The organism is Candidatus Poriferisodalis sp., from assembly GCF_965208925.1.
In the GTDB taxonomy this organism is placed as follows: Bacteria; Actinomycetota; Acidimicrobiia; order Acidimicrobiales; family Poriferisodalaceae; genus Poriferisodalis.
In genome coordinates this window covers 2,049,095-2,075,467 of the sequence record NZ_OZ242364.1, presented here as the reverse complement: position 1 = coordinate 2,075,467, position 26,373 = coordinate 2,049,095, and the positions used below count along the sequence as shown (strand labels likewise).

The window sequence follows — 26,373 nt, the reverse complement described above, 5'->3', positions numbered from 1 at the left end:
GGTGCGCCAGGCTCGTCAGCTGCCCAAGAACATGGCTCGGATGGCGAGCCCCATGATGAACAGCGCGCCGAGTCCGAACAACTCGTAGCGACGGTGTTCCAGCTGCTGGCGGTAGGCGTAGACGAACAGGACCGCAACCGCGCAACAGACCCCGTAGAAGACGTGGAATGCCGGGGCATCGACCGCTGCAGCTCGCATCAGGATGACACCCGAAGTGAGCTGCACGAACACCAACACCCATGCGCCGCCCAAGAACCACCACAGGCTGCGATGACGCAGTGCTTCCCAGCGTCTCGCGCCAAGCGCCCAGAGCCCCGCGGCGCCGTTCGACAGCACCATCGCCCAGCCAATCGCCGTGTGGACTGTCGAGGCGACCTCGGCGCTCACTGAGACGACGATGGCGCGACGTGCTGCGTGAACAGGTGAATGAACATCAGCAGGTTCTGGGCATCTCCGTGGCCATTGGCAAGGTTCAGCTCGCCGGGACGGCGTGCCTCGGTGTCGCTGAGCTTCATGACGTCGAGCGCGCGCAGCAGCCCCACCGGGGCCCCAGCCGAAACCAACTCGCCGATGTCTCGCACGATGTGACGGCCCCGAAGCCCCTGAGACTGGATGAGGCTGCGCAGCAATAGGCGGGCCAGTGCGCAGGCGCTCGCCGGAGACACGTCGGCGACAGCGACAGCTTCGGCATACAGCGGTACGAGCTTGCGGTCGAGCCCCGGCGGTGCGTCGCTCGGCTCTCGGCCTTCCTGCTCGCCGGCACTCGCCGGTCCCGCAGCATCGCTTCCTGTGTCAGGCGACGGCACCGGTGTCGCGCAGCTTTGCGATGTCGTCGGGGTCGTAGCCGGCGATGGCCAGCACGTCGTCGGTGTGCTGGCCGGGGTGCGCAGGCGGCCCCTGAACGGCCTGGACCGTGCGGCTGAAGCGAGGCGATGGGCTCGGCTGGATCACGCCGGCCACCTCGCAGAACACGTCACGGTGAACGTTGTGAGGATGCTGCGGGGCCTCCTCCAGCGTCAGCACCGGGGCGAAGCACACATCGGTGGCATCCATGATCTCGCACCACTCGTCGCGCGTCTTCGACTTGAAGACCTCGGCGATCCGATCCTTGAGCTCCGGCCACCGGCTGCGCGAGTGCTGCTTGGCGAACTCCGGATCGCTCTCGAGACCGGTGAGCCGCAGCAGCTCGGCGTAGAACTGCGGCTCGATCGACCCGACCGAGATGTAGTTGCCGTCGGCGCACTCATACACGTCGTAGAAGTGGCTGCCAGTGTCGAGCAAGTTGGTACCCCGCTCGTCGTTCCACACGCCTAGTGCCCGCATCGAGTGGAACATGGCCATGAGCGTTGCCGCGCCGTCGACCATGGCTGCGTCGATCACCTGGCCTTGGCCCGACCGCTGCGACTCGAACAGCGCGCAGGCCACGCCGAACGCCAGCAGCATGCCCCCGCCGCCGAAGTCACCCACCAGATTGAGCGGCGCGATCGGCGGCTCGCCCTTGCGGCCGATGGGATCGAGCGCACCGGCCAATGCGATGTAGTTGATGTCGTGCCCGGCACCCATGTGGTAGGGGCCCTCCTGGCCCCAGCCGGTCATGCGGCCGTAGACGAGCCGCGGGTTGCGTGCCAGACACTCGTCGGGCCCGATGCCGAGCCGTTCCATCACGCCGGGCCGGAATCCCTCGATGAGCGCGTCGGAATGCTCCACCAGGCGCAGCAGGGCCTCGACGCCGTCGGGGTTCTTGAGATCAAGCCCGATGGAGGCACGTCCGCGGGCGAGCACGTCGATCGGCGGCCTCGCAGGGTCACGGTCTCGCACGTTGGCCGAGCGGTCGACGCGGATGACCTCCGCACCCATGTCGGAGAGCATCATCCCGCAGAATGGCCCCGGGCCGATGCCCTGCAGCTCGATCACTCGCACGCCTGCCAGCGGTCCTGTGCCCATCGTCACTCCTGTCCTTGTCGTGCGGTAGCCGGTTGACCTGCGGGTCACGCTACTGCGCGCCGTTGTGGACTTCCCCGAGTCACCAACGGGGCCGGGTCGCATTCAGGCCAACGCCCGCGCGATCGTCTGTGCCACGCGAGTCACGGCTGCAGGCGTGCGTGTCCCCCACCAGAAGAGATCCTGGCCGTCGATGAGATGGGCGGGCCCGATTGCGGTGAGTTCGTCGAAGTGCCGGCGGTGCCACTCGTATGGCTCGGTGGGAGCGAGGACCAGATCGATTGGCTCGCTGCGGAGGTCCTCCTCGCTCAGGGTGGGGTATGTCTCGGGCCGGTCGGCGAAGGCCACCTGCACGCCGCAGTACTCCAGCAGCGAGACGCCGTACGTGGCGGCGCCGACGGTCATGTACGGCCGCCGCCAGATCGGCACGAACACACGAACCGTCCGGGCACTGCCCGACGGGTGAGGCAGCGGCGGCAGTGCGGCGCGGTCAGGCAGCGGCTCGGGCTGCCAGTCGACGCCGATGCGACCTGCCAGCCGGGCCAGTTCTGGCGCGACATCGTCGAGAGTCGCAATGTGCAGCACCTCGACTTCGAGACCGGCCGCCAGCAGCGCGTCGTAATCGTCACGCCGATTCTCTTCGCAGTCCACGACGACAAGATCGGGTTGCAACGCGGTGATGGCGGCGATGTCTGGATTCTTCGTGCCGCCGACGTGCTCCAAGTCGGGCCGCTCGCAGAAGCGGGTGCAGGCCACCGGATCGGCCCCCCAAGTCGCCAGCGTCTCCGTAGCGCTCGGGACAAGGCTGACAACTCGCACCTTCAGCAGCGTATGGCTGCCAACCCCAGGGTCAGAGGGGTCTAGGTTCGCCTCGTGAGCGATGCGGCGCCCGCGACGGATCCCGGTGAGGCTCTCCCGCCCGACGACAGACTCGATTCTGCCCAGCGCGCCGCAGTTCGTTCCCCAGCGGCAGCGTTGCTCGTGGTGGCCGGTCCGGGAAGCGGCAAGACCCGCGTGCTCACGCAGCGAATCGCGTGGCGAGCTGCCACCGAGTCGATGCAGCCACAGCGGGCGATGGCCGTGACGTTCACTCGCCGGGCTGCCAGGGAGCTCCGGTCGCGGCTGCGGCTAGCCGATGTCGACGACATGGGGCCGGTCGGCACGTTCCACTCCATTGCGCTTGCACAGGTCCGGCAGTACGACACAGACCACGGCCGGGCCGAACGGAAGATCCTGCCGAGCCGGGCTGCGCTCAGCGGCGAGCTGTCGGAGCAACTCCAGCGTTCGTTCGGCCCGCGGCCGCCGATCACCGTCGCCACCGCGCTGCGCGAGATCGACTGGGCCAAGGCGAGCGACCTGTCGGTCGCCGAATATCGCGACGGGCCCGCGTCGCGCCGGCTCGGGCCAGCCGCAGCCGAAGCAGCCGCAGCGCTCTTCGGACACTTCGAGCGCACCAAGTCGCGCCGCCGGCTGCTCGACTTTGATGACTTGCTCTCCGAATGCACGCGCCTGATGCGCTCCGACGAGGACTTCGCGGCGGCTCGGCGCTGGCTCCACCGGCACTTCTTCGTCGACGAGTTCCAGGATCTCAACCGGCTGCAGTGGAACCTGCTGCAGGAGTGGATCGGCGGCGCCACAGCAGTGCACAACGGGACCGCCGACATCTGCGCCGTCGGCGACGCCGACCAGGCGATCTACGGATGGAACGGCGCTGACAGTCGCTACATCACCGGATTCGAGCGCCATTTCGAAGGGGCGCAGATCGTCAGGCTCGAGCTCAACTATCGCAGCCACCCATCGCTGGTCACCGCCGCTCAGGCGGTGATGGAAGGAGACGGCGACCGAGAGGCTGAGCCCTGGGCCCGAGCGGCCGGCGAGCCCGCGTCGGTCGAAGGCGGGAAGCAAGAGCAGGAAGCAACAGGATCCGGCGGAAGGGCGCAAGCATCGGCGCGACCGCACGAGACGGGTCCCGCGCCGACGGTGACAGCGTTCGACGATGCCGCAGCCGAGGCCGCCGGCATCGCTCGGTGGGTCGCTGATCGCCACGTCGGCCGGGTGCGCTGGGACTCGTTCGGTGTGCTCGCTCGTACGAACGCCCAGCTCGGTGACATCGCGACCGCTCTGGATGCCCGCGGCATCCCCTGCCGACTCAGCGGGCAGCGAAGCCCATTCCTGCAACTGCCCGCCACCCAGCAGCTGCTGGAGCGCCTTCGCGTCACCGGCGACCAGTTCTCGACTGCAGTCGCCGACATGCGGGCCGACGCGCTGGATGCCGAGCCGGACAACCGGCCCGAGCCGGCGCTGGAACGAGTGCTCGACCTCGCCGACGCCTATCTCAGCGAGATGTCTCGCATGTCCGGCCGCAGGTCACCTCGCAGCGGCCCCACCGGAGAGGGCTTCGCAACCTGGGTCAGCCTGCTGTCGTCCAGCGACCGTGAGCTCACTGCGGACCTATTCGACAGCGACCGCTCAGGCGCCCGCTTCGATCTGCGGGACGGGGCCGTGACACTGGCGACCTTTCATGCAGCGAAGGGCTTGCAGTGGCATCACGTCGTGATCGCCGGCGTCGAGGACGGCCTTGTGCCCCTGCGCCGCAACGATCCCGAGGAACGGCGGCTGTTCTATGTCGCCGTCTCGCGAGCGGCACGCACGCTGCACTTCACGTGGGCACGACATCGATCCGGGCACGCGGCGGATCAGCCTCGCAGCCCCTCACCCTGGTTGGCACAGATCGCAGCCGCCACCGCCGAGCCACCGCCGCTGTCACCAGACGACGCCGCCGCCCGGCTGGCCGCCGCCCGAGCTGTTCTCGACAGTTCGCGCGAGCGCTGAACAACTCAGAGCGTGAGATCGGCAAAGACGGGGGTGTGGTCCGAGGGCTTGGTTCCCTTGCGAGCGTTGCGGTCGATGAGGCAGAACTGCGTGGCCGCGACCACCGGCACGGTGCCCAGCAGCAGGTCGATGCGCAGGCCGTGGCGCTTGTAGAACGCGCCGTCTCGATAGTCCCACCAGCTGTACAGGCCGTCCGCGTCGTAGTGCTCGCGGAAGATGTCGGTCAGCCCCCAATCGCACACCTCCGCGATGGCATCTCGCTCAGGATCGGTGACGTGGGTGCGCGGCTCAGGGTTGTCGGGATCCCACACGTCTCGGTCGTCGGGGCACACGTTGAAATCGCCGCCGACCAGCACCGGCTCGGCCGGATCGCACGTGGCCTCGAGGTGAGCGCGCAGGCGTCCCAGCCAGTCCAGCTTGTAGTGGTAGTGTTCGTGTTCGACGGCGCGGCCGTTGGGCACATACACCGAACTCACCGTGACGCCACCGCAGCGGGCCGAGATGATGCGTGCATCGGGGTCGGGCTCACGGCCGTCGGCAAAGCCAGCGACCGGATCCTCTATCCCGACGCTCGACAGGATGGCCACACCGTTCCATCGGCCTTCGCCATGATGCACCGAGGCATAGCCCTGCGCGTCGAAGTGCTGGTGCGGGAACTGCTCGTCGGACATCTTGGTCTCTTGCAGCAGCAGCACGTCCGGCTCGGCGTAGTCGAGCCATTCATCGACCCGTTCCAGCCTGGCGTTCAGGCTGTTGACATTCCACGTGGCAATCCGCACCGGTTCGACGCTAACGGCTCAGCCTCTCGCTCTCCGCTCTTGTTCGCTGCGCTCACGGGCCGCTCGGGCCACGGCTTCGCCTGACGGCTCAGCCTCAGCGGGCGAGCGGCTTGTAGGTGAGCCGAGTCGGATGCGCCGCGGCAGAGCCGCGGCCCGTGGGTCCCGCGTCGGCGCCCAGCTCGCGCTTGCGGAAGGCTTCGTAGTCGGTGAAGTTGCCTTCGAACCAGCGCACCACGCTGTCGCCTTCGAAGGCCAGCACATGGGTGGCGATCCGGTCCAGGAACCAGCGGTCATGGCTGATGACCACGGCGCAGCCTCCAAATGACTCCAAGGCAGCCTCGAGCGCACGCAGCGTGTCCACGTCGAGGTCATTGGTGGGCTCGTCGAGCAACAGCACGTTGCACCCGCTGGTCAGCGTCCGGGCCAAGTGCACCCGGTTGCGCTCGCCGCCTGCAAGATCTCCCACACGCTTCTGCTGATCCGAGCCGGTGAAGTTGAACGATGCAACGAACGCCCGGCCGTTGACCTCGCGGGCGCCGTCCAAGCCAGTGATGCGCAGCGTGTCGTGCCCATCGGTGATCTCCTCGTACACCGTGCGCTCGGGATCCAGCACTGCGCGTGACTGGTCCACATACGCAATGTCGACGGTCTCGCCGACGGTGATGCTGCCTGCATCGGGCTGCTCGTCGCCGACCAGCAGCCGGAACAGCGTCGTCTTGCCGGCACCGTTCGCGCCGACCACGCCGACGATGCCGCCCGGCGGCAGCCGGAACGCGAGATCGTCGAACAGCAGCTTGTCGCCGTAGGCCTTGACGAGACCCTCGGCCTCGATGACCTGCGAGCCCAGACGACGTGACATCGGGATCGTGATCTGCAGCGCATCTGCCCGGCGCTGCTCGTCAGCAGCCTTGCGGTGCGTCGCCAGCAGTTCCTCGTACGCGCTGACGCGTGCCCTGCTCTTGGCTTGTCGCGCCCGCGGCGACATGCGCACCCACTCGAGTTCCTGTGCCAGCGTGCGGGCTCGAGCGTCGGACTGCCGCTGCTGGGAGGCGAGCCGAGCATTGCGGTGCTCGAGCCACGCGCTGTAGTTCCCTTCGAAGGGATGCGTGCGGCCGTGATCGATCTCGAGGATCCAGCCGGCGACGTTGTCCAAGAAGTAGCGGTCGTGGGTGATGGCGACGACGGTTCCTGAATAGTCGGCCAGGAACCGCTCCAGCCATGCCACCGATTCCGCATCGAGGTGATTGGTCGGCTCGTCGAGCAGCAGCAGGTCAGGGTGGGACAGCAGCAGGCGGCACAGCGCCACACGCCGTCGCTCGCCGCCCGACAGCGTGGTCACATCGGCATCGCCAGGCGGCAGGCGCAGCGCGTCCATGGCGATAGCGACCTGGCGGTCCAGGTCCCAAGCATTGGCGGCGGCGATCCGATCCTCCAGCTCTGCTTGACGGGTGCCGAGCGCATCGAAGTCGGCATCCGGTGCTGCCCAGCCCGCCATGACTTCCTCATACGCCGACAGCAGGGCGGCGGTCGCTGCAACACCGCTCATCACGTTGCCCTCGACATCGAGTGCGGCATCGAGTTCTGGCTCTTGGGGCAGCAGTCCCACCGAGGCTCCCGGCGAGAGCCGCGCTTCGCCGACGTAGCCGTCGTCGATGCCAGCCATGATCCGCAGCAGGGTGGACTTGCCCGAGCCGTTATGGCCGATGACGCCGATCTTGGCGCCCGGCAGGAATGCCAACGTGACGTCGCGCAGGACTTCCCGGTCTGGGGGGTAAAAGCGTCCGAGTTTGTGCAGTGTGTAGATGAATCCCGACTCCATCAGTGCACCGCCATCAGCGAATCGCCGTCACGAGGTCATGGTCTGACGGTCATCGCAGCTCGAAGCCGACGAGTGACTCCAGTTCGAGCAGGGCCTGGTCCGGATCGGTCACCTTGATGGCCGCCATGCCCATCGCCGCAGCCGGCTTGCAGTTGATGCCGAGGTCGTCGAGGTACGCCGTGCGCGCCGGGTCGATGCCGAGCCGGTCACAGGCCAGCTCATAGATGCGGGGGTCGGGCTTGCGCAGACCCACAACGGACGACTCGATCACCACGCCGAAGAGCTGCATCACCTCCGCCACCGCCGCAGCAGCGCTGGCATCGCGTGCCATGCCGGCGCCGTGACCCGTTCTCACGTTGTTGGTGATGCAGCCCACGGGCAGACGCGCCGCGAGGATCTCCAGCGCACGCACCATCTGCGGGCGCAGCCCGCCGCTGAGGCACGCCAGCACCTGCGCGCCCGACATCTCGTGTCCCCGGTCGGCAGCTTCTGCCTCGAACAGCTCAGAGAACTCGTCGACGCTCACCTCGCTGCGTTCCAGTCGCGCCCACGCGTTGGTGTCGGGGTTGGTGGCGTTGATCTGCCGGATCGTGTCGCGTGGCACTCCGATGCGATCTTCGTAGCGATTGAACGCTTCGAATGGGCTCTCGGTGATGACGCCGCCGAAGTCGAACAGCACGGCGTCCACGACGGCCGAAGCAGATCGGCTGTGGTTCCCGGCGCGAGGTGAAGGATCGGCGGTGCTGGGTGGGCCCTCAGACACGGACCGGCACGCTATCCACGAGGCGGCCGGTCGTCACCACAGCGCGCGCATCGCGCGATTATCGTCGACTAATTCGCGCGTAACGCGGAAGAAATCGCGCATGTCGCGCGAACATCCACCGTAAGCGCGCGAGCGTTCGCTAGGGTCCCGCCATGGCTACGGACACCTCGGCGTCGTCATCGCAGACCGCAACGGAGACCACTGCACCGAAACGCAAGCGATGGAAGAGCAGGGCTGTGTCGCGCACGGTGGACGCTGGCAATTCGGCCTACTGTGCCGTCTGCGATGAGCTCATCAAGTTCCGGGCACGCATCCGTGCGGAGCAGATCATCTGCAACGTGTACGTGAAGAACCGTTGGGATCGCGTGGAGCACTACCACCCGGAGTGCTACGAGGAAGCTGACTCCCCCTACGGCGAACCCAAGGGCTGAGCCGATTGGCGCTGATGCCGCAGCTGTGCAGGCGGCAGCTAGAGCACTTGGCTCAAGAACAGCTTGGTGCGCTCTTCTGCGGGCTCGGTGAAGAAGTGGTGAGGCGTGCCGACCTCCACGATCTCGCCTTCCTCCATGAAGATGATCCGATCGGCCACCTCACGTGCGAAGCCCATCTCGTGCGTCACGACCATCATGGTCATGCCCGAACGCGCCAGCTCCTCCATCACGTCCAGCACTTCTTTGATCATCTCGGGGTCGAGCGCCGAGGTGGGTTCGTCGAACAGCATCACGCGCGGTTCCATCGCCAGTGCGCGCGCGATCGCGACGCGCTGCTGCTGGCCGCCTGAGAGCTGGCCGGGGAACTTCTGCGCCTGCTCGGGAATGCCGACGCGCTCCAGCAGCGACTCGGCCAGTTCCTCGGCCTCAGGCCGCGACTTGCGGCGCACCCAGATCGGAGCCAGCGTGATGTTGTCCATCACTGTCAGGTGCGGGAACAGGTTGAACTGCTGGAAGACCATTCCCACCTCGGAGCGAATCTTCTCGATGTTGCGCAGATCGTTGGTCAGCTCGATGCCATCCACGATGATCTGACCGCTCTGGTGAGCCTCCAGCCGGTTGATGCACCTGATCCAGGTGCTTTTGCCCGATCCAGACGGCCCCAGCACGACAACGATCTCCTGCTCCTTGATCGTTGCGGTGATGCCGCTCAGCGCCTGGAAATCGCCGAACCACTTGTCGACGTCGCGGCACACGATCATGTCGTCGCGTGCGGCGAGCTCGTCGGACACCGCGATGGTGGCGTCACCGTGGGCCGGTTGCATGCTCATGATCAGTTCCCCCTTGTCTGAGCCGACATCGCTAGTTCCCGCTCATCGCTGGCCCAATCCCACACGTCGCTCGAGCCGCTGGCTGTACTTCGACATCGCGAAGGCCACTACCCAATAGACGACCGAGACAAACAGCAACCCCTCGCGCCGGACCCCCAAGAACTGCGACTGGTTCGGTATCACCGAGTTGGCCATGCGCAGGAAGTCGAACAGCCCGATGATGGCGAGCAGCGAGGTCTCCTTGAACGTGGCGATGACCTGGCCCACCAGCGGCGGGATGGACACCCGCAAGGACTGGGGCAGCACGATGAAGCCAGTGCGCTGCGTAGTGGTGAGTCCGACGGCGTCAGCCGCCTCGTACTGCCCGCGGCGGATCGACTGCAGCCCCCCGCGTACGTTCTCAGCGAGGTAGGCAGCCGAGAACAGCGTGTACCCGAGGATCGCCGCGGCCAGCTCCGCTAGCTCCATGCCGTCGGGCAGGAACAGCGGCAGCACGCCGGAGAAGAACAGCAGCAGCGTGATGAGCGGGACGCCGCGGATCACCTCGATGTAGATCGTCGAGAGCACCCGGAAGATCGGCTGGCGGGAGGTGCGGGCCAGCGCCAGCAGCACCCCGATCGGGAACGACAGCATGATCGTCAGCACCGAGACGAGCAGCGTGACGCTGAACCCGCCGATGAACATGTCGGTCGGCGTCTCGACAGTGGACGGCGAATTGATGACCGTTGCGCCGTAGAAGACGACCAGCACCGCGAACAGCCACGCCCCCACCAGTCTCCGACGCTGGGCGGCAACGCCGGCGAAGTTGGGAGCGAACAGCCCGGCGATGGCCAGGAGCAGGAAGGCGATGCGTGCAACCTGCAGCATCGAGTACCAGCCGAAGTACGCCGCGACCCAGTGGAATGCCGCCAGCAGCAGCAAGCCGATTGCCGCCAAGCGCCCGACCTCGCCGGCGTCGCTGCGTGTCAGCCACCACAGCACCGCCCCGCCCGCCGCTCCGAAGGCCAGCCCCATCGGCAGCATGGTCGAGAACACATGGGCATAGTCGATCTCGGGATCGCGCATGACGACCCAGTAGAGGAAGAACGGGCTCAGCACCCATGCCAGATTGACGATCGCTCGGGTTTTCGTCAGGGCGTCCCGGGGCAGTTCCTGTGCTCCCTCGTCAGGTGCTCCCTCGATGTCGCCACCCGCGTCAGGAGCCGCTTGCGCCGAGGCGATGGCGCGATCGCGTGCAAGCCGACCGATCCCGTAGCAGCCGATCAACAGCAGCCACATGACCGTCCACGGCACCCTCGTGCTCATCGCCACGAGCTGCGCGGGTTCAGCGATGAACTCGCCGTCGACAAATCCGTAGTGCCCGTAGCGGATCACCCAGGTGGACGCCACCAGCAGCGCTGGCACACCGAAGACCAGCCAAGCCACCCCGATCTCGATAGTGCGCCGGCTCAGATCATCGAAGAGCGACCACAGCACCAGTCCGAGACCGAACAGCACGATCGCGATGGCCCACCACACCCAGCGGTCGGCCATCGCGGCAGCGAAGGACTCGCGCACCAGCTCGCCGGCGTCGTCGCGCACCGATTCGCCTGCTGCGTCGGTGAGCACGCTCGGCTCCCGTATCAGCACGCCGACGGCGATCAGGGCGCCCCCCGACACCAGCCAGCCCATCAAGCGCTTCAGCGTCACGCCGCCCCAGCGGGCCCAGATGCCGGCGCTCAGCCCCGCGAGCACCATGACGATCCCGACGGTCACCCACACCCGGATGTACTGGTGCTCGGGATAGGCCTGAGTGAACAGGAGCCGCAGATTGGTGCGCACCGCAATCCACGAGCGCTCCTCGCTGAACACGAAGTTCAGCAAGCCGCGGTACGCGAACAGGGCGACGAGGATCGCGAAGATCGTGAGAATCGAGTTGCGAACGTTGGGAAAGAGGTTCTCGCGGATCCAGCGGCCGGGCGGCAGGCTCGGCCGGTCAGGCGGGCTCGCCGTCGGGCCGACCGGCTCGGCACCGAGAGCGGTCGACGCAGCGGGCACCATCGGATCGGTCACGTCAGCGCTCCACGATCCGCAGCCGGATATTGAAGAAGTTGACGACTGCCGAGATGGTCAGCGAGCACGCGAGGTAGAACAGCATCCACACCGCCATGACCTGCAGCGTCTTGCCGGTCTGGTTGTAGACGGTCTGGCCGATCTGCACGAGATCGCTGTAGCCCACCGCGATCGCCAGCGAGGTGTTCTTGGTGAGGTTCAGGTACTGGTTGCCTACCGGAGGCAGGATCACCCGCAGTGCCTGGGGCAGGATCACCCGCCGCAGCGCCGTCGAACGCCGCAGGCCCACCGCCTGAGCCGCCTCGCTCTGGCCCTTCGGCACTGCCAGAATGCCGCCGCGCACGATCTCGGCGATGAACGCAGCCGTGTAGAACACCACGCCGAAGTAGACCGCCGCAAAACCGATGGGCAGGTTCAATCCGGCGGGTCCGTAGTTGGGGAAATTGCCCGGCTGCACGATGTCGGGCCGCATCGCGTCGATAGGCGGACCAGTACGGCCGTTTCCGAACTTGTCTGCGAGCACGCCGAGGCCGTCGCTCGATGAGTTGACGACCCAACTCGACAATCCGGGCCACAGCACGGCCACAAAGAGCACGACGATCACCGCTGCCACGACAGCGAAGATCATGCGGAACCAATCGTCGTCGGTGAGACGAGTGAGACCCGCTGGAGTGCGGTGCTGAGCGAGGAAGCGGCGTATCCACCACACCGCCACCGCTGCGGCCGCCAGCGCAGCGACGAGCTGCACCGCGCCCTGCGGGATCGAGCCCACGGCGTCCGACAGGCCGCCGAAGACGCTCCCCAACCAGCCGAAGATGGGGTGCACCCACCACCCCACGATGGCGAAGGCTGCGACGATGCCGGTTGCCCACGCGCCGGCGTTGGTCTGCATTCCCGTCTGCTCGCGTCTCGCCGCCAGCCGCTGGAAAACGACGCGCGCGATGACGCCGCCGATCAGCATGACGACGGCCCATTGGTAGAAGCCGTCGGCGACGAAGACGCGCGGGATCGACAGGCCCTTGTTGGACAGGTGAATCCAACCCGAGATCGGCCCCATGTCGAACGAGACATTCGGCAGCGACGCCAGCACTGCGGCGTACACCAGGATCTGCACCAGCAGCGGGATGTTCCGCAGCGCTTCCACGTACACACCGGCGAGGCGTCGGAGCGGCCAGTTGGAGGACAGCCGCGCCAGGCCCACCAGGACGCCGATGACCGAGGCAAGCGCGATGCCCGCGGCTGCCATCCGGATGGTGTTCACCATGCCGACCCAGAGCGCCCGGCCGCCCGAGTCGGGATTGGTGTCGATCCCCCAACCGACCTTGATGCCGATGTGGTCGGAGATGAAATCGAAGTCGATGTTCGCCCCGCGGGCTCGCAGGCTGTCCCCCGCCTCGGTGGCGAGGAACCACAATGCCGCCAGAACGAGAACGAGCGTGCCGACCTGCGCGATCCAGCGCACGACCGTCGCGTCCCGGTAGAACGGCGGACGGGTTCCCAGCGTGCTCAGCGAGGCGTCACGGTCCGGTGCTCGGGGGTCGCTCACCGCAGGTCACCCTACGCGACGAGGTCGTATGCATGGGGCTATTGCATCGAATTATGCAGTCGCCAATGCATCCATACGTGGAGTGCTTGGTTTTCTGCGCCAAGACGCGCAGCGGCCCCCGACCCAGTCGGGCCGGGGGCCGTCGCAGTTGCTGTGATCACTCGCCTGCCGGACCGGGCGGCGCCCAGCCGGCAAGCACGCGATCAGCGAGCAGGCGGTGCGTAGATGAGGCCGCCCGCAGTCCAGCGCGCGTTCGCCGAGCCGTCACGGCTCAGGCCGACGGGGCCGAGGTTGCGGGTATAGATCTCGTCGTAGTTCCCGACCTGGCTGATCACGTTGTAGAACGCGTCAGCCGACAGGCCCATCTTGGTCTGCAGCTCGCCCTCGCCGCCGAGCATGCGGACTGCCTCGGCATCGAGGTCGCCGCTGCCCATCATCGAGTCGATGTTGGCCGAGGTGATGCCCTTCTCATCAGCGATGATCGTGGCGTACACGGTCCAGTTCACGACGTCGCCGAAGGTCGACTGGTTCTGCGGGTAGACCGGCCCCAGCGGCTCCTTCGAGATCGGCGTCGGCGGGAAGATCACCCAGTTCTGATCGCCTTCCTGCTTCACCTTGCGGCCGACGAGCGCAGAGCCGTCGGTGGTCACCGCATCGCACGCACCGGAGATGAAGTTCTCGGTGACGATGTCGAAGTCCTCGAAGGTGGACAGCGTGATCTCGATGCCGGCTGCATCGGCAGCATCGGCGATGTTCTTCTCGGTGGTCGTGCCGGCGTTGGTGCACACCGTCGCGCCATCGAGATCCGACACGGTTGACGTGCCTGAGAAGCCGTCGTCAGCGCGGGCCATGATCTGCTGGCCGTCGTAGTAGGTGGTCGGCCCGAAGTCGAGCACCAGGTCGGTGTCGCGGCTCTGGGTCCAGGTGGTGTTGCGCACGAGCAGGTCGATGTCACCGGCCTCCAGCGCTGTGAAGCGCTCGGCCGCCGTCAGCGGAACGAAGTTGACCGCATCGGCATCGCCCAGGATCGCTGCGGCTACTGCACGGCAGTAATCGGCATCGAAGCCGGTCGTGCTGCCATCAGGCTGCGTCTCCGAGAAGGCCACTGCCGAACCGCTGACGCCGCAGTTGAGGGTGCCGCGATCTTGGACAACCGCGAGCAGGTCGCCGGTGTCCTGCGCCATCTCGACTTCGGTTTCCGGTTCTTCGACCGCTGCCTCTGCTTCGGTTGTCGCCGCCGGCTCGTCGCCGTCGACGTCCTGATCGTCGCCATCGTCAGAGCCGCATGCCGCGGCCACCAACGCGATTGCCATCAGCACGCCGCCGAGTCGCAACGCAGACCGCCGAGAAATCGGCGCGAATCGTCTATTCATAGAGAACATTCCCTCCATCGGTAGTCCATGACGCAGGCGCGCGACGCGCGGTGTTGCACTCCGCCGCACCTGATGGACCGCGAGGCTACCCGTACTGATTTGCGGCCCCGACACGTTCCTGGGAGGAATGACGGAGATCCATTGAAGGCATGTCGCCGTGACCCACATCGGAGTTGCTGCCGGCGTGTTGACAGCGCGTCCAGAGGGCACACTTGGCCGATGGCCCAACCCGACGACCACGCTCTTGCCGCAAGCGTGGCCACCGAGACCGGGGCCCTGCTGGTGGAAGTCCGCGATCGACTCTTCAGCTCAGGGGCCGGCACCTGGGAGGTCCGTGACACGGGCGACTCCGAGGCCCACCAGCACATCGTGAATCGACTGGCCGAAGCGCGACCCGATGACGCCATCCTCTCTGAGGAAGGGCGCGACGATCTCGCTCGCCTGTCTGCGGACCGAGTCTGGATTGTGGACCCGCTGGATGGAACGCGCGAGTATTCCGAACCCGGCCGCTCGGACTGGGCAGTGCATGTGGCTCTGGTCGAGAACGGCGTGCCCACCGCCGGTGCCGTGGCGCTGCCGGCAGTCGGGCAGACACTGTGCACCGATCCCGAGCCGCTGCTGCCGGCACCTCACAACGGGCAGCCCCGCCTCGTCGTCAGCAGGTCGCGCCCGCCGGCTGCAGCGGTCATCATCGCCCAAGCCCTCGATGCTGAGCTGATGACGCTCGGCTCCGCAGGTGCCAAGGCCATGGCCGTGGTGCTCGGCATGGCTGACATCTACGCCCACTCGGGAGGACAATTCGAGTGGGACAACTGCGCGCCGGTGGCGGTGGCGCGAGCGGCCGGCCTGCACGCCAGCCGCTGCGACGGGTCGGAACTCGAATACAACTTCGCCGACCCGTGGCTGCCAGACCTGTTGATCTGCCGCCCCGAACTCGCCGAGGACGCACTCGAGGCGCTGCGACAGGTCATCGAAGGCGAAGCCTGAGATGACCCATCGGACACAGAATCGAAGGCGAAGCCTGAGATGACCCATCGGACACAGAATCGAAGGCGAAGCCTGAGAATCGCCGAGAGGGACACATGGAGCTGAAGGCAACGAAGTACTCGGTCGAGGGTCCGGTCGCGACGCTGACGCTGTCACGCCCGCATCGCCGCAACGCTTGGACCGGTCGGATGCACACAGAGCTGCGCTGGGTGCTGGAGCAAGCCGAGCAGGACGCGGGGGTCCGGGTGGTGGTGATCACCGGCGAGGGAAGCGACTTCTGTGTGGGCGCCGACACTCAGGCCCTGGAGGGCCATGGCGACAAGGGCGGCTATGACCCCGGCACTTCCGCCGATCTGGCGATGCCGGGCTATGGAGTAGCACCCGAGTTCGACCAGAACTTCGCGTTCATGATGGCGCTGGAAACCGTGACGATCGCGGCGGTGAACGGCGCCGCGGCAGGCGCCGGGCTGGTGCTGGCCTGCTATTGCGACCTGCGGTTCGCTGCACCCGATGCCAGGCTCACCGCCGCCCACGGGCCGCTGGGACTGCCCGCGGAGTTCGGACTCTCTTGGGTGCTCCCCCGTCTCGTAGGCATCACGCGGTCCAACGACCTGCTGCTGTCGAGCCGCAAGTTCCTGGCTGCCGAGACCGAGGGCTGGGGCCTGTTCAACGAGATCGTCGAGGCGTCAGAGCTCATGGATCACGTGTACGAGTACGCGTACGACATGGTCGCCCGGGTTGCGCCCAGCTCGCTCACCACGACGAAACGGCAGATCTATCTGGACCAGCACCGGGACGTGGGCACCGCCGTCTCCGAATCGGATCGGCTGCTCAACGAGATGATCCCCAGCCCGGACTACCTCGAAGGCGTCCGGGCACTGACCGAGCGGCGGCTTCCCGACTGGCCTGAACGCTGAGCGACTGCTGCTACGACACTGTGACGCCGAGCGTCACAGCTCCAGCACGGTGATCACGCCGGTGTCGCCATTCACCTCGATGAGGGCGCCATCCGGGATGCGTCCGGTCGCCCCCGTTGCCGAGATGACACAAGGCAGTCCGAGCTCGCGGCTCACGATCACCGAATGGCTGAGCGCAGCGCCCACGTCCACCACGACCGCGCTCGCGCTCACGAACAGCGGCGTCCACGACGGATCGGTGAGCGGCGCTACGAGCACATCCCCGGGGGACAGCGCGGTCGGGTCGCTGCTGTCGAGCACCACTCGCGCCCGCCCGCGGGCGATGCCAGGGCAGCCCGGCAAGCCAGCGAGCGTCTCGCCCGCTGAGAGCTGCGCCAGTTCGGACGCGCCCCGACGAGGCCACTCTGACAGCGGCGGCGGGTCACCGACGATGACGAACGGCTCCTGGCGCGATGCAGCGTCGTCCCACCGGGCCTGACGCTCCGCAATGACCTCAGCCCAGCCGGTCGGGTCATCGAGCATCTCGTGGATCTCCGACAGCCGCAGCATGCCGAACTCGGTCGCGCCGCTGAACTGCCCACGCTCGACGAGCCGCTCGCCCAGCACCCGTGAGGCGATGCGGCACTCGTTCACGTAGCGCACGCAGTTGGTCTTGGTGCGCTCGCGTCCGGGCAGGTACACGGCTGCCGCGCCGAGGGCCAGGTTGAACTGCATCTGGGTGTCGGGGTCGGCCTCGAGCAATGCAGAGATCTCTGCCGCCAGGGCCTCTCGCTGGGCGGCCAGTTCTGCGCGCCGCCGTGCCGGCTCGGCATCGGCGGGAGCCAGGCGCATGCGGTCGATGGCCGCCAGCGCGATGTCGGGGTCGGTCTCCCAGGTAGGGCAGCTCATCTCCCACTCGTTCGGACCCCGCGAGCCGAACTCATACGCGAACGAGTCGAAGGCCTCGTTGAACGCCGCGACGTCGCCTGACGGGTCCTCAGCGCCTGCCGCAGCGAGGCGATCAGCCAATCCCGACGGTCCAGCGTCGAACAACGCCCCCAGCGCGCTGGATTCGGCGACCTGCCGTCCGAGTTGCCACATCGCATCCGAGGGCGCAGCGGAGGCCACGTCCCCGAAGCCGGCCACCAGCTTGAGCGTGTCCTCAGGCCGCCCCAGCGCCGCGCACACCTGCTCGATCGCGCCCAGCGGCACCGCCGCCAGGAAGGACACCTTCAGATGCCGCGCGAACAGCAGCCGGAAGCCGGTGCCGTCGATGTAGCCCGACTCGAGGAAGTTGCTCATCCAATCGATGATCTCGTGATCGCCCATCTGGGCGAAGTCGGGGCGCTGCGCGCGCAGCTCGGCGATGTTCTGCTCGTCTTCGAGCACTTCCGGCAACGCCGGCGCCGCGAACAGCATCAGGAAGGTCTCGCCGATGCGCTGCTCGGCCTCGGGGCTGGCATCGTCGGGATGCGGTTCGTAGGGCGGGATGCCCGGCTGCTCGCCGAAGAAGGTCCGATCAACGGTGTCGACATCGATGCCAGGGGCGCGGGCGCCGAAGACACGCCCGATCGCGGCGTTGAGATAGGTGTAGCCGCCGAAGACGCCCAGGAACACGCAGTTGTCGGGATCGAACTCGTCGTAGTCGAACGCGCCCATGTCCACGTACGCATCGCGGAACCCCAGCTCGGACATGCGAATGCCGTCGTCGTTCTGGAACGCGAAGTCGAAGGTGCTCATCCGCACCGGATCGGGGAACACCTCGCCCACGTTGGCGCGGGTCCAGATGGGATAACGCTCCGAAGGTTTCGTGCCGACGAAATAGCCGCCGCTCCGGTCTGTCAGATCCGCCATGTTGCCTCCCGACGGTGCTGAACGTGAAAGCACAGCGGGCCGGGCAGCCGCCTCCCCCTCATGGCGGCTGCCCGGCCAGGCCGTGATGTGATGCTAGACCGTCACGCACGCGTTCCGACCCGACATGGAGCAGCCGATGCCGGTGACCATCGAGCACTACCGAGATCTCGGCGAGTTCGACTATGGCGCCTGCGACCAAGTGTCGCCGATGATCCGTCGCGTCATCTGCAAGAACCCGACGCCGTTCACCTATCGCGGCACCGGCACCTACATCGTCGGGCGCGGCGAGGTAGCGGTGATCGACGCCGGTCCGCCGCTTGCGAGCCATCTCGACGATGTCCTGGCGGCACTCGAGCCTGGCGAGACGGTCAGCGCCGCGCTGGTGACGCACACCCACAGCGATCACTCGCCCCTCACCGGAGATCTGGTCGCAGCCACCGGCGCCCTCAGCTACGGCTACGGCCCGCACGCCAGCGTGTGGAAGCTCGATCCTGATGATCGGGTGGACTTCTCCGACTACATCAGCGCCGAGGAACAGGAGAAGTACCAAGCCGAGTTCGACGAGCTGCCCGAGGAGCTGAAGCGGGAAGGCGCCGACACCGAGTTCGTCCCCGATGTCGCGCTGGTCGATGGCGACATCGTCGCCGGTGACGGCTGGACGCTACGCGCGGTGCACACGCCGGGTCACTGCTCGAACCACCTGTGCTACGAGCTGCTCGAGGAGAACTCGCTCTTCTCAGGCGACCACGTCATGGGCTGGGCTACAAGCGTCGTGGGGCCTCCAGACGGCTCGATGCAGGACTACCTCGACTCGCTGGCGAAGCTGCTCGAATTTGACCACGAGCGCTACTGGCCGACCCACGGGCCCCCGATTCCCGAACCCACGGCATACGTGCGCTCGTTCATCGCGCACCGCAGCGACCGAGAGCAGCAGATCATCGAGCACCTCCGACCGGGACCGTGCCGCATCGCGGATTTCGTGCCGAAGATGTACGAGGCCTACGACAAGCGGCTGTGGTATCCCGCGGCAAGCTCGGTCTACGCGCACATGCTCCACCTCGTGGAGAGCGGCCGCGCCCGGGTGCTCGATGCAGATGGGCGCGATGGCGATGGGGGCGAGCCCAGGCTCACGTCGGTCTACGAGCTGACCGCAGCCGCCTAGACCATTGCGGCTGGTCATCGCTCGCTGCACGGTCGACTACTCGGGACGGCTCGACGCGCACCTGCCCGAGGCCGTCAGACTGATCATGGTGAAGGCCGACGGCTGTGTGGCCATTCATGCCGACGGCGGTGCCTACAAGCCGCTGAACTGGATGAACGCGCCCAACCGGCTCGTCTGCGAGCCCGATCTGTGGCGCGTCACGAACGACAAGGGCGAGCGTCTCGAGATCCGCCTCGCCGAGGTGATCAGCGACACCGCCCATGACATGGGCATCGATCCCGGTCTCGAGCGGGACGGCGTCGAGGCACACCTGCAGGAGCTGGTAGCCGCACATCCCGAGACGCTGGCCGGCGGCACCGTGCTGGTGCGGCGCGAGTACCCGACCGACATCGGTCCCGTAGACCTGCTGTGCCGGGACTGCGACGGCGCGACGCTGGCCGTGGAGATCAAGCGGCGGGGCGAGATCGACGGGGTCGAGCAGCTGTGCCGCTATCTCGAGTACCTGAACCGGGATGCCCGCTTGGCGCCCGTGAGCGGCGTCTTCGCCGCGCAGGAGATCAAGCCCCAAGCGCGTGTGCTTGCGGCCGACCGGGGCATCCGCTGTGTCGTGCTCGATTACGACGAGCTACGCGGCATCTCCAGCGACGCCCTCAAGCTGTTCTGAGCTGCCGCTTCCGCAGCTCAGGCGTCGGCTTCTAGGCGTAGATGCACAATCCGTTGTCGATGACCACGCGCTGCTCGTCGGTGCCCTGCTGAGCGACCGTGCGGTAGATCGCTCGGCCTTCGCCGTCGTCCCACACCTGGATGGTCAGCTCGTCGCCGGGGAACACCGGAGCAGAGAACCGGGAGTCCATCGACCGGAAACGGGCGGGATCGCCCTCGCACAGGGTGTGCAGCAGTGCCCGGCCGGTGAAGCCATAGGTGCACAGGCCGTGCAGGATCGGCTTGGGAAAGCCTGCGAGCTCGGTTGCGAACCACGGATCGCTGTGCAGCGGGTTGTAGTCGCCGCTCAGCCGGTAGGTGAGGGCCTGATCGGGACGTGTCCGGTACGAGATCTCGTAGTCAGCGTCGCGGTCGGGCGCGCTGACCAGCGGAGCGGTGCTGCCCGGCTCGCCCCCGAAACCGCCCGAACCGCGGATCACCACCGAACTCCGAAGCTCGAAGATGACGTCGCCGGAATCGGGGTCGACCGCGCTGGCCTCGGTGTCGATGATGGCGTTGCGGCCCTCACCCTTGTCCCACATGCCGGCGATGCGATCGGTGATCTCGACGGTTCCTTCGGTCGGGATCGGCTGGTGCACGGTGATCCCCTGACTGCCGTGCAGCAGCTTGCCCCAGTCCAGATCGCCGGCATTCGCCATGGCACCGCCGGCGCCGAATCCGATGACGACGCCTTGGGTCGGGAACGCCTGGTGGGCGATGTTCTTGGAATTGTGGGTGGTGAACTCCAGTTCGGAACCGAACGGATCCTCCGCCCCGGCGCCGATGCCGACGGCGTACAGCAGCGAGTCGCGGAACGTCCACGACCGCTTGGTCGGAGTGCCGGTGGCGCCGACTGCTTCCGGATTGAGTCCCATGATTGATGCCCTCCTTGAGCGAAGCGAACGGGGTAGTGAAGCGAATGGGTGGTTGGGTGGAGTCTGCCCGTCCGTGACCCTGGTCAGCGGCTTGGGCGTCTGTCGTAGCTCAGTCGGCCACGCCGCCGTCGGCCGGCTCGCCGCTCATGCCGCTGTTGAGGCGGGCATCGCGCACGAGCTGACGGGCTGCATCGCCGATCTTCGTCGGGTCGTCGACGGCGTCGACGGTCGGGCCGCGCTCCCAGCCCTCTGCAACCGCCAGCATCCGGCCGGAGGCCTCGAAAACACGGCCGGACACGCCGGCTGCTTCTTCCGAGCACAGCCAGGTGACAATCGGCGCGATGTAGCGGGGGTGCATCATGGCCTGGTCTTCCTCGGAGGCTTCGCCCATGCCCAGGTCCTCGGTCATGCGCGTGAGCGCGCCCGGCGCTACTGCGTTCACCCGCACGCCGTAGCGCGCCAACTCACGCGCTGCGATGATCGTGAACGCCGCGATGCCCATCTTGGCGGCGCCGTAGTTGGTCTGGCCCGGATTGCCGTAGATGCCCGACACCGACGTCGTGTTCACGATCGACGCATTGACCGGCTCACCGGCTTTCGACTTCTCTCGCCAGTACGAACTGGCCCATCGCGCCGGTGCAAACGTGCCCTTGAGGTGCACCTTGATCACCGCATCCCATTCGGCCTCGGTCATGTTCACGAGCATCCGGTCACGCAGGATGCCGGCGTTGTTCACGACACCATGCAGGTCGCCAAAGGTTCCGATGGCCTGATTCACGAGACGCTGGGCGCCTTCCCAGTCGGAGACATCGTCGCCGTTGGCCACCGCCTCGCCGCCCATCGCCGTGATCTCGTTGACGACGTCGTCGGCGGGGCCGGTGTCGGCGCCGGTGCCGTCGCGCGCTCCGCCCAAGTCGTTGCACACCACCTTCGCACCATGTTCGGCGAGCATCAGGCAGTGCTCACGCCCGATGCCTCGGGCACCTCCGGTCACGATGACGACCCGACCCTCGCACAGCTTGCTCATGATGTTCCAAGTCCCTTCCCTGTGTGCCGCCACCTGCGTGCGACGGCTCGGAGTATCGCACGCTCGACGCGCCGCCTGCAGCCCGCAAGTGACCCGTACGATCAACCCTCGTGCACTGGCCGACGTGGGCCCCTCGCTGGTCGATCATCACGGCGGCCGCCGTCCTGGTCGCGTCCATCGGGGGGACGGCTGTGCTGGCGCTCCGGAACCCGGATGATGCTCCGCCGCCGACTGCTCCAACGACGCCTGACGCGCCAGCGACAACGAGTGCACCGATCGTCATTCCCACGACAGCTCCGGGCGCGCCGACTCAGGTGAGCCCCGACACCGTGCACTTGCGGATTGCCGCACTCGCAGCGGAGCTGGCGGCCACGCCTGTCGTGGTGCGCACCGACGCCGGTGAGCTGACGCTCACGGTGGCCGATCTCGGTATCGCGCTGGAGCGAGACGCCACGTTCCAAGCCGTCCGGGAACTGAGAGCGGGCAGCGCCGAAGAATCCGACGGGGACGCTGAGTCGTGGGTTGGGTGGTCTTCTGACCCCCGGTTCACCGAGCGCCGGTACCGCGTCGATCGATCGATGGCCCGAGCTGTGCTGGCTGGCGCCGCCGACCTCGGTGTGACGGCGACTCCCCCATCGGTGGTCGTCGTCAACGACACGCTGGCAGTCGACCTCGGCCTACCCGGCCAGGTCGTCGACGCAGACGCCGTCGTCGACCAGGTGCTCGAAGGCATCGCACGCTCGTTCACCCGCATCGAGATCGCCGCAGATCTGACGCAGAGCGAGCCGATCGCCTACACGCCCGAATTGCAGCAGGCTGTCAACACGGCACACCAGAACTACGGGCGCAGTCTTCTCGTTGCGTACGGAGACGCAACCCACGACCTCACCGTCGAGACGATCGCCGGCTGGCTCCGGCTCGACCCCGGGGCCACACCGCCGGAGATCGCGTTCGATCATGCACAGGTCGGGCCGTACCTCGAGGAAGCGTTCGCCGCAGCATCGGCACCCTTCACCACCGGCGCGATGACCGTCGTCGGCGGCGTGCCGACGGTCGTAGCGAGCGATGGCAGCGTCGCCTGCTGTGCCGATGATGTCGGCGCCCTGATCGAAGAGGCGCTGCTGGCGCGCATCGAAGGACCGCTGGCTCTGCCGTCGCGTCCGGCGGTGAGCCGAGAGGAGCAGGCGCATCTTGACGGGCTGGGCATCATCGAACTCGTCGGCGCATTCACCACGAAGCACGCGTGCTGCCAGGGGCGCGTCGAGAACATCCACCGCTTCGCAGAACTGATGCGCGGCGCGACTGTCGAACCTGGCCAGAGCCTCTCGCTGAACGGACATGTCGGTCGGCGGACCGAAGAAAAGGGATTCGTGGAGGGCGGCTTCATCGAGAAGGGCGTGCTGGTCGACGACATCGGCGGCGGGGTCTCGCAGTTCGCGACCACCATCTTCAACGCGTTGATCCGGGCCGGGATGACCATCGACGAGTACCAGACGCACTCGCTGTACCTCAGCCGTTACCCGTTCGGATTGGATCCCACGATCTCCTACCCGAAGCCCGATCTGAAGTTCACCAATCCCACGCCGTACGGCCTGCTCATCTGGCCGACGTACACCGACACGTCCATCACCGTCGAGCTGTATTCCACGCGCAATGTCCAGGTGACCATCGGCGAGCCCGAAGAGGAAATGCAGGAGTTCTGCCGGCGGGTCCGCACCGAGCGAACACGGGTGTTCGCCGACGGCACCGTCGAGGTGGACACGTTCCATGCCCGCTACCGACCCGAGGAAGGGCGCGACTGCGACGGCTCGCGTTCGGTGCCGCGGCAGTGCGTGGATCCGCTGCTCGCACCCCCGGGCTCGCCAGACGACGAGCCGGCGGCCGACGGCGAGACGCCCGAGGATGCTTCCGGCACCAGTGATGCCGACGCAATCGAACCGGAGTTGGTCGAAGACGGCAGCGAGCGTGCCGACGGTTCGATCGTGGAGTGCCCGCCGCTCGAATGCATCGAACAGCCCGGCGAGCGCGACTCCGAACTGCCGCGCTATCCCGACGATCCCTGTCTCGGCGTCGATCTGAGCCAGTTGAGGGCCGACGATGAGACGGAATCCGGCCAAGGCGACACAACCGACGGCGAAGGCGACTCGACCGAGCCTGACGACACCGGCGAGACAGGCAGCAACGGCGAAGAAGGCGACACTGACGACGCAGACAGCGGGCAGTCCACGGCCGCCGATGGGATTGCCGAAACCAGCGAGCCGGAAAGATCATGAGCGAGTGACCATCGTCGATGTCCTGATCGTCGGTGCCGGTCCGGCAGGCGCATCCGCCGCCGTGTGGGCCCGGCGCGCGGGACTCGGGGTCATGCTCGTCGATCGCGCGGCGCCGGGACGTGACAAGTGCTGCGGCGATGGCCTCACTGCGCTCGCGCTGCGCGAGCTCGAGTCGCTCGGCCTGCAGCCGGAGCGGATGAAGTCGTGGATGCCAGTGGAGGCTGCCTGCGTGCGCACGCCGCGCGGACGCGTCATGAGGCTGCCCCTCCCCGAAGGTCGCGGGCAGTTCGCGAGCGTGTGCCGGCGCACCGAGCTGGATGCAGGGCTCGTCGACCTCGCTGCGGCAGCACAGGCTGACGTCCGGCTCGGCATCGCATTCGACGGCTTTGAGGACTTCGGTGAGCGGGCGAGCACGGCGTCCGTCCGGCTCAGCGACAACAGCGTCGTGCACGCCCGCTTCGTGGTGGCTGCCGACGGCGTGTATTCGGCTGTGCGCAAAGCGCTCGGCATCGGCCCGCACCGCTACCGCGGCGATTGGCATGCGTTTCGCGGCTACCTGCGTGCGAGCGGCGCCGCTGCCCGCGACATGTGGGTCTGGTTCGAGCCCGACCTGCTGCCGGGTTACGCCTGGTCGTTCCCCTTGGGCGACGGGCGCGTCAACGTCGGATTCGGGGTGCCCCGAGCCCACCGCGGCCACGACTCGGCGGGCGGCGCAGGAACGCTCGACGGCAAAGAGATCGCTGCAGTCTGGGCGAGCCTCACCCAGCGCGGCCACATCGCGACGGTGCTCGGCGCTCACCAACCCGACGGCCCGACGCGAGCGTGGCCGATACCCGCGCGGCTAGGGGAACTGGAGCTGGCCCGGGGGCGCGCCTTGCTGTGCGGCGATGCCGCTGCGGCCGCCGACCCGCTCACTGGCGAGGGAATCGGCCAAGCCCTGCAGATGGGGCGGATGGCGGCGGCGGCGATTGCGCGCGGCGGTCCCCCCCACAGCGTGACGGCTCGCTACGTGCGCGACGCGCGAGCCGAGTTCACGCTCGACCACCGGCTGGCGCGCGGCCTCAGCCGCGTCCTGACTCACGAACGCCTGGCCGAACTGTCGCTGCGCGCAGTCGACTGGTCCGGTTGGACCCGCCGGCAATTCGCCCGCTGGATGTTTGAGGACTACCCGCGAGCCGCCGTCGCGACGCCGCGGCGCTGGCATCGGGGACTGGCGACAGCACAAGGCGCATACGACCCGGTTGCGGTCGGTGCCATGAGTTCGCCAAGCTAGGCGGGTGACAGACGGCGCAATGCTTGAGCCGGGCATCGATGACCGGCATTGCAGGTTCACCCGCGAGCAGTGGGCCAAGCTGCGAGACGCCACGCCGCTGTCATTGACAGAAGCCGAGCTGGAGGCGCTCGCGGGCCTCGTCGAACCGGTGACGCTCGACATGGTGCGAGACATCTACCTGCCCTTGTCGCGGCTGCTGAACCTGCGTGTCGCAGCCAAACGCCAGCTGCGCGCCGCCACTGAGGGCTTCTTCGGCAGGGTGCTGCCGCCGCGGCCCTACCTGATCGGCATCGGCGGCAGCGTCTCGGCCGGCAAGAGCACCACGGCACGCATCCTGCGAGCAGTCTTGGCCTCGTGGCCGGATCACCCCGAAGTGGATCTGGTCACGACGGACGGATTCCTGCTGCCGAACGCCGAGCTCACCGCGCGCGGCATCCTCGGGCGCAAGGGTTTCCCCGAGTCCTACCGCCGCGGCGAGCTGCGCGATTTCCTCCAGCGGATCTCGAGCGGCGAACCCGACGTCGCAGCGCCCGTGTACTCGCACAGCCTGTACGACGTGACCGACGAGATCCAGCTCATCAACCAGCCCGACATCCTCATCGTCGAGGGCTTGAACGTGCTGCAGACCGGACCGCCGTCGAGCACGCCGTTCGTGTCGGACTTCTTTGACTTCACGATCTACGTCGATGCCGAGGCCGAAGACCTCGAGGAGTGGTATGTCGAGCGCTTCCAGCAGCTGCGCAAGACGGTATTCCGCGAGCAGTCCGCCTATTTCGCCCAGTTCGCCGATCTGCCGCCCTCTGCGGCCGACGCAGTCGCGCGCACGATCTGGCGCTCGATCAACCTCGTCAACCTGCAGGAGAACATCCTGCCGACACGGGCCCGAGCCGACCTGGTGCTCGCGAAGGGCCACGATCACGTCGTTGACCACGTCGAGCTCCGGTACCACTGATCCGCA

Annotated in this window: 23 protein-coding genes; 9 read left to right on the top strand and 14 right to left on the bottom strand. The window is 67.3% G+C overall.

Annotated features, from left to right (window positions below):
* Positions 1-15: 15 nt before the first annotated feature.
* The 4 genes from ACOGI5_RS09200 to ACOGI5_RS09185 all read right to left on the bottom strand — a co-directional run bounded on the left by ACOGI5_RS09200 (position 16) and on the right by ACOGI5_RS09185 (position 2,760).
* Positions 16-387 carry a hypothetical protein gene (locus ACOGI5_RS09200; RefSeq protein ID WP_419864123.1) on the bottom strand — a complete coding sequence of 124 codons (372 nt, stop codon included), beginning with the start codon at positions 385-387 and terminating at the stop codon, positions 16-18.
* Positions 384-806, bottom strand: a complete 423-nt coding sequence (locus tag ACOGI5_RS09195; protein ID WP_419864122.1) for a hypothetical protein — start codon at positions 804-806, stop codon at positions 384-386. Before ACOGI5_RS09195 ends, ACOGI5_RS09200 begins: the two co-directional genes overlap by 4 nt.
* Entirely contained in the window at positions 793-1,944 is a 1,152-nt protein-coding gene (locus ACOGI5_RS09190; protein WP_419864121.1) for a CaiB/BaiF CoA transferase family protein, read from the bottom strand. Before ACOGI5_RS09190 ends, ACOGI5_RS09195 begins: the two co-directional genes overlap by 14 nt.
* A 102-nt stretch (positions 1,945-2,046) precedes the next feature.
* The gene (locus tag ACOGI5_RS09185; RefSeq protein ID WP_419864120.1) at positions 2,047-2,760 is read right to left on the bottom strand and encodes a helical backbone metal receptor; all 714 of its coding nucleotides are present in this window, start codon (positions 2,758-2,760) and stop codon (positions 2,047-2,049) included.
* Between the two features lie 54 nt (positions 2,761-2,814).
* Between ACOGI5_RS09185 and ACOGI5_RS09180 the strand changes: the two genes are divergently transcribed.
* Complete coding sequence (locus tag ACOGI5_RS09180; protein WP_419864119.1) at positions 2,815-4,773, top strand: ATP-dependent helicase; 1,959 nt, start codon at positions 2,815-2,817, stop codon at positions 4,771-4,773.
* 5 nt (positions 4,774-4,778) lie between these two features.
* Here the strand turns inward: ACOGI5_RS09180 and ACOGI5_RS09175 are convergent, their stop codons facing one another.
* The 3 genes from ACOGI5_RS09175 to ACOGI5_RS09165 all read right to left on the bottom strand — a co-directional run bounded on the left by ACOGI5_RS09175 (position 4,779) and on the right by ACOGI5_RS09165 (position 8,059).
* A complete protein-coding gene (locus ACOGI5_RS09175) occupies positions 4,779-5,552 on the bottom strand; it encodes an exodeoxyribonuclease III (protein ID WP_323672717.1) in 774 nt (257 codons plus the stop codon).
* A 94-nt stretch (positions 5,553-5,646) separates the two neighbouring features.
* Positions 5,647-7,371, bottom strand: coding sequence for an energy-dependent translational throttle protein EttA (gene ettA, locus ACOGI5_RS09170; RefSeq protein ID WP_419864118.1), 1,725 nt, complete (start codon positions 7,369-7,371; stop codon positions 5,647-5,649).
* 49 nt (positions 7,372-7,420) lie between these two features.
* Positions 7,421-8,059 carry an HAD-IA family hydrolase gene (locus ACOGI5_RS09165; protein WP_419865464.1) on the bottom strand — a complete coding sequence of 213 codons (639 nt, stop codon included), beginning with the start codon at positions 8,057-8,059 and terminating at the stop codon, positions 7,421-7,423.
* 227 nt (positions 8,060-8,286) lie between these two features.
* Between ACOGI5_RS09165 and ACOGI5_RS09160 the strand changes: the two genes are divergently transcribed.
* The gene (locus ACOGI5_RS09160; protein WP_419864117.1) at positions 8,287-8,565 is read left to right on the top strand and encodes a hypothetical protein; all 279 of its coding nucleotides are present in this window, start codon (positions 8,287-8,289) and stop codon (positions 8,563-8,565) included.
* Positions 8,566-8,603: 38 nt separating this feature from the next.
* Here ACOGI5_RS09160 and ACOGI5_RS09155 read toward each other — a convergent pair whose 3' ends face one another.
* The 4 genes from ACOGI5_RS09155 to ACOGI5_RS09140 all read right to left on the bottom strand — a co-directional run bounded on the left by ACOGI5_RS09155 (position 8,604) and on the right by ACOGI5_RS09140 (position 14,306).
* Positions 8,604-9,326 (bottom strand): amino acid ABC transporter ATP-binding protein, encoded by a 723-nt coding sequence (locus tag ACOGI5_RS09155; RefSeq protein ID WP_416246674.1) that lies wholly within the window; start codon positions 9,324-9,326, stop codon positions 8,604-8,606.
* A gap of 111 nt (positions 9,327-9,437) precedes the next feature.
* A complete protein-coding gene (locus ACOGI5_RS09150; protein ID WP_419864116.1) occupies positions 9,438-11,447 on the bottom strand; it encodes an ABC transporter permease subunit in 2,010 nt (669 codons plus the stop codon).
* Between the two features lies 1 nt (position 11,448).
* The gene (locus ACOGI5_RS09145; RefSeq protein WP_419864115.1) at positions 11,449-12,993 is read right to left on the bottom strand and encodes an amino acid ABC transporter permease; all 1,545 of its coding nucleotides are present in this window, start codon (positions 12,991-12,993) and stop codon (positions 11,449-11,451) included.
* A gap of 203 nt (positions 12,994-13,196) precedes the next feature.
* On the bottom strand, positions 13,197-14,306 hold the full coding sequence (locus ACOGI5_RS09140) for an amino acid ABC transporter substrate-binding protein (RefSeq protein WP_419864114.1): 1,110 nt from the start codon (positions 14,304-14,306) through the stop codon (positions 13,197-13,199).
* A 279-nt stretch (positions 14,307-14,585) separates the two neighbouring features.
* Between ACOGI5_RS09140 and ACOGI5_RS09135 the strand changes: the two genes are divergently transcribed.
* Together ACOGI5_RS09135 and ACOGI5_RS09130 are read left to right on the top strand one after the other, a co-directional pair.
* The gene (locus ACOGI5_RS09135; protein WP_419864113.1) at positions 14,586-15,353 is read left to right on the top strand and encodes a 3'(2'),5'-bisphosphate nucleotidase CysQ; all 768 of its coding nucleotides are present in this window, start codon (positions 14,586-14,588) and stop codon (positions 15,351-15,353) included.
* A gap of 95 nt (positions 15,354-15,448) precedes the next feature.
* Positions 15,449-16,270, top strand: coding sequence for an enoyl-CoA hydratase-related protein (locus tag ACOGI5_RS09130; protein WP_419864112.1), 822 nt, complete (start codon positions 15,449-15,451; stop codon positions 16,268-16,270).
* A gap of 33 nt (positions 16,271-16,303) precedes the next feature.
* On the opposite strand, the gene ACOGI5_RS09125 is transcribed toward ACOGI5_RS09130, so the two are convergent.
* Entirely contained in the window at positions 16,304-18,103 is a 1,800-nt protein-coding gene (locus tag ACOGI5_RS09125) for a PEP-utilizing enzyme (RefSeq protein ID WP_419864111.1), read from the bottom strand.
* A 136-nt stretch (positions 18,104-18,239) separates the two neighbouring features.
* Here ACOGI5_RS09125 and ACOGI5_RS09120 point away from each other — a divergent pair, with 136 nt between their 5' ends.
* Together ACOGI5_RS09120 and nucS are read left to right on the top strand one after the other, a co-directional pair.
* Complete coding sequence (locus tag ACOGI5_RS09120; protein ID WP_419864110.1) at positions 18,240-19,265, top strand: MBL fold metallo-hydrolase; 1,026 nt, start codon at positions 18,240-18,242, stop codon at positions 19,263-19,265.
* Between the two features lie 4 nt (positions 19,266-19,269).
* Positions 19,270-19,929 (top strand): endonuclease NucS, encoded by a 660-nt coding sequence (gene nucS, locus ACOGI5_RS09115; protein WP_419864109.1) that lies wholly within the window; start codon positions 19,270-19,272, stop codon positions 19,927-19,929.
* A gap of 31 nt (positions 19,930-19,960) precedes the next feature.
* Here the strand turns inward: nucS and ACOGI5_RS09110 are convergent, their stop codons facing one another.
* Both ACOGI5_RS09110 and ACOGI5_RS09105 read right to left on the bottom strand, forming a co-directional pair.
* On the bottom strand, positions 19,961-20,842 hold the full coding sequence (locus ACOGI5_RS09110; protein WP_419864108.1) for a MaoC/PaaZ C-terminal domain-containing protein: 882 nt from the start codon (positions 20,840-20,842) through the stop codon (positions 19,961-19,963).
* Between the two features lie 109 nt (positions 20,843-20,951).
* Entirely contained in the window at positions 20,952-21,869 is a 918-nt protein-coding gene (locus ACOGI5_RS09105) for an SDR family oxidoreductase (protein ID WP_419864107.1), read from the bottom strand.
* Positions 21,870-21,979: 110 nt separating this feature from the next.
* Between ACOGI5_RS09105 and ACOGI5_RS09100 the strand changes: the two genes are divergently transcribed.
* From ACOGI5_RS09100 to coaA, 3 genes are read left to right on the top strand one after another with little or no spacing between them, the layout of a single operon-like run.
* Positions 21,980-24,142 carry a VanW family protein gene (locus tag ACOGI5_RS09100; protein ID WP_419864106.1) on the top strand — a complete coding sequence of 721 codons (2,163 nt, stop codon included), beginning with the start codon at positions 21,980-21,982 and terminating at the stop codon, positions 24,140-24,142.
* Between the two features lie 4 nt (positions 24,143-24,146).
* A complete protein-coding gene (locus ACOGI5_RS09095) occupies positions 24,147-25,415 on the top strand; it encodes an NAD(P)/FAD-dependent oxidoreductase (protein WP_419864105.1) in 1,269 nt (422 codons plus the stop codon).
* 19 nt (positions 25,416-25,434) lie between these two features.
* Complete coding sequence (gene coaA / locus ACOGI5_RS09090) at positions 25,435-26,367, top strand: type I pantothenate kinase (RefSeq protein WP_419865463.1); 933 nt, start codon at positions 25,435-25,437, stop codon at positions 26,365-26,367.
* Positions 26,368-26,373: the final 6 nt, after the last annotated feature.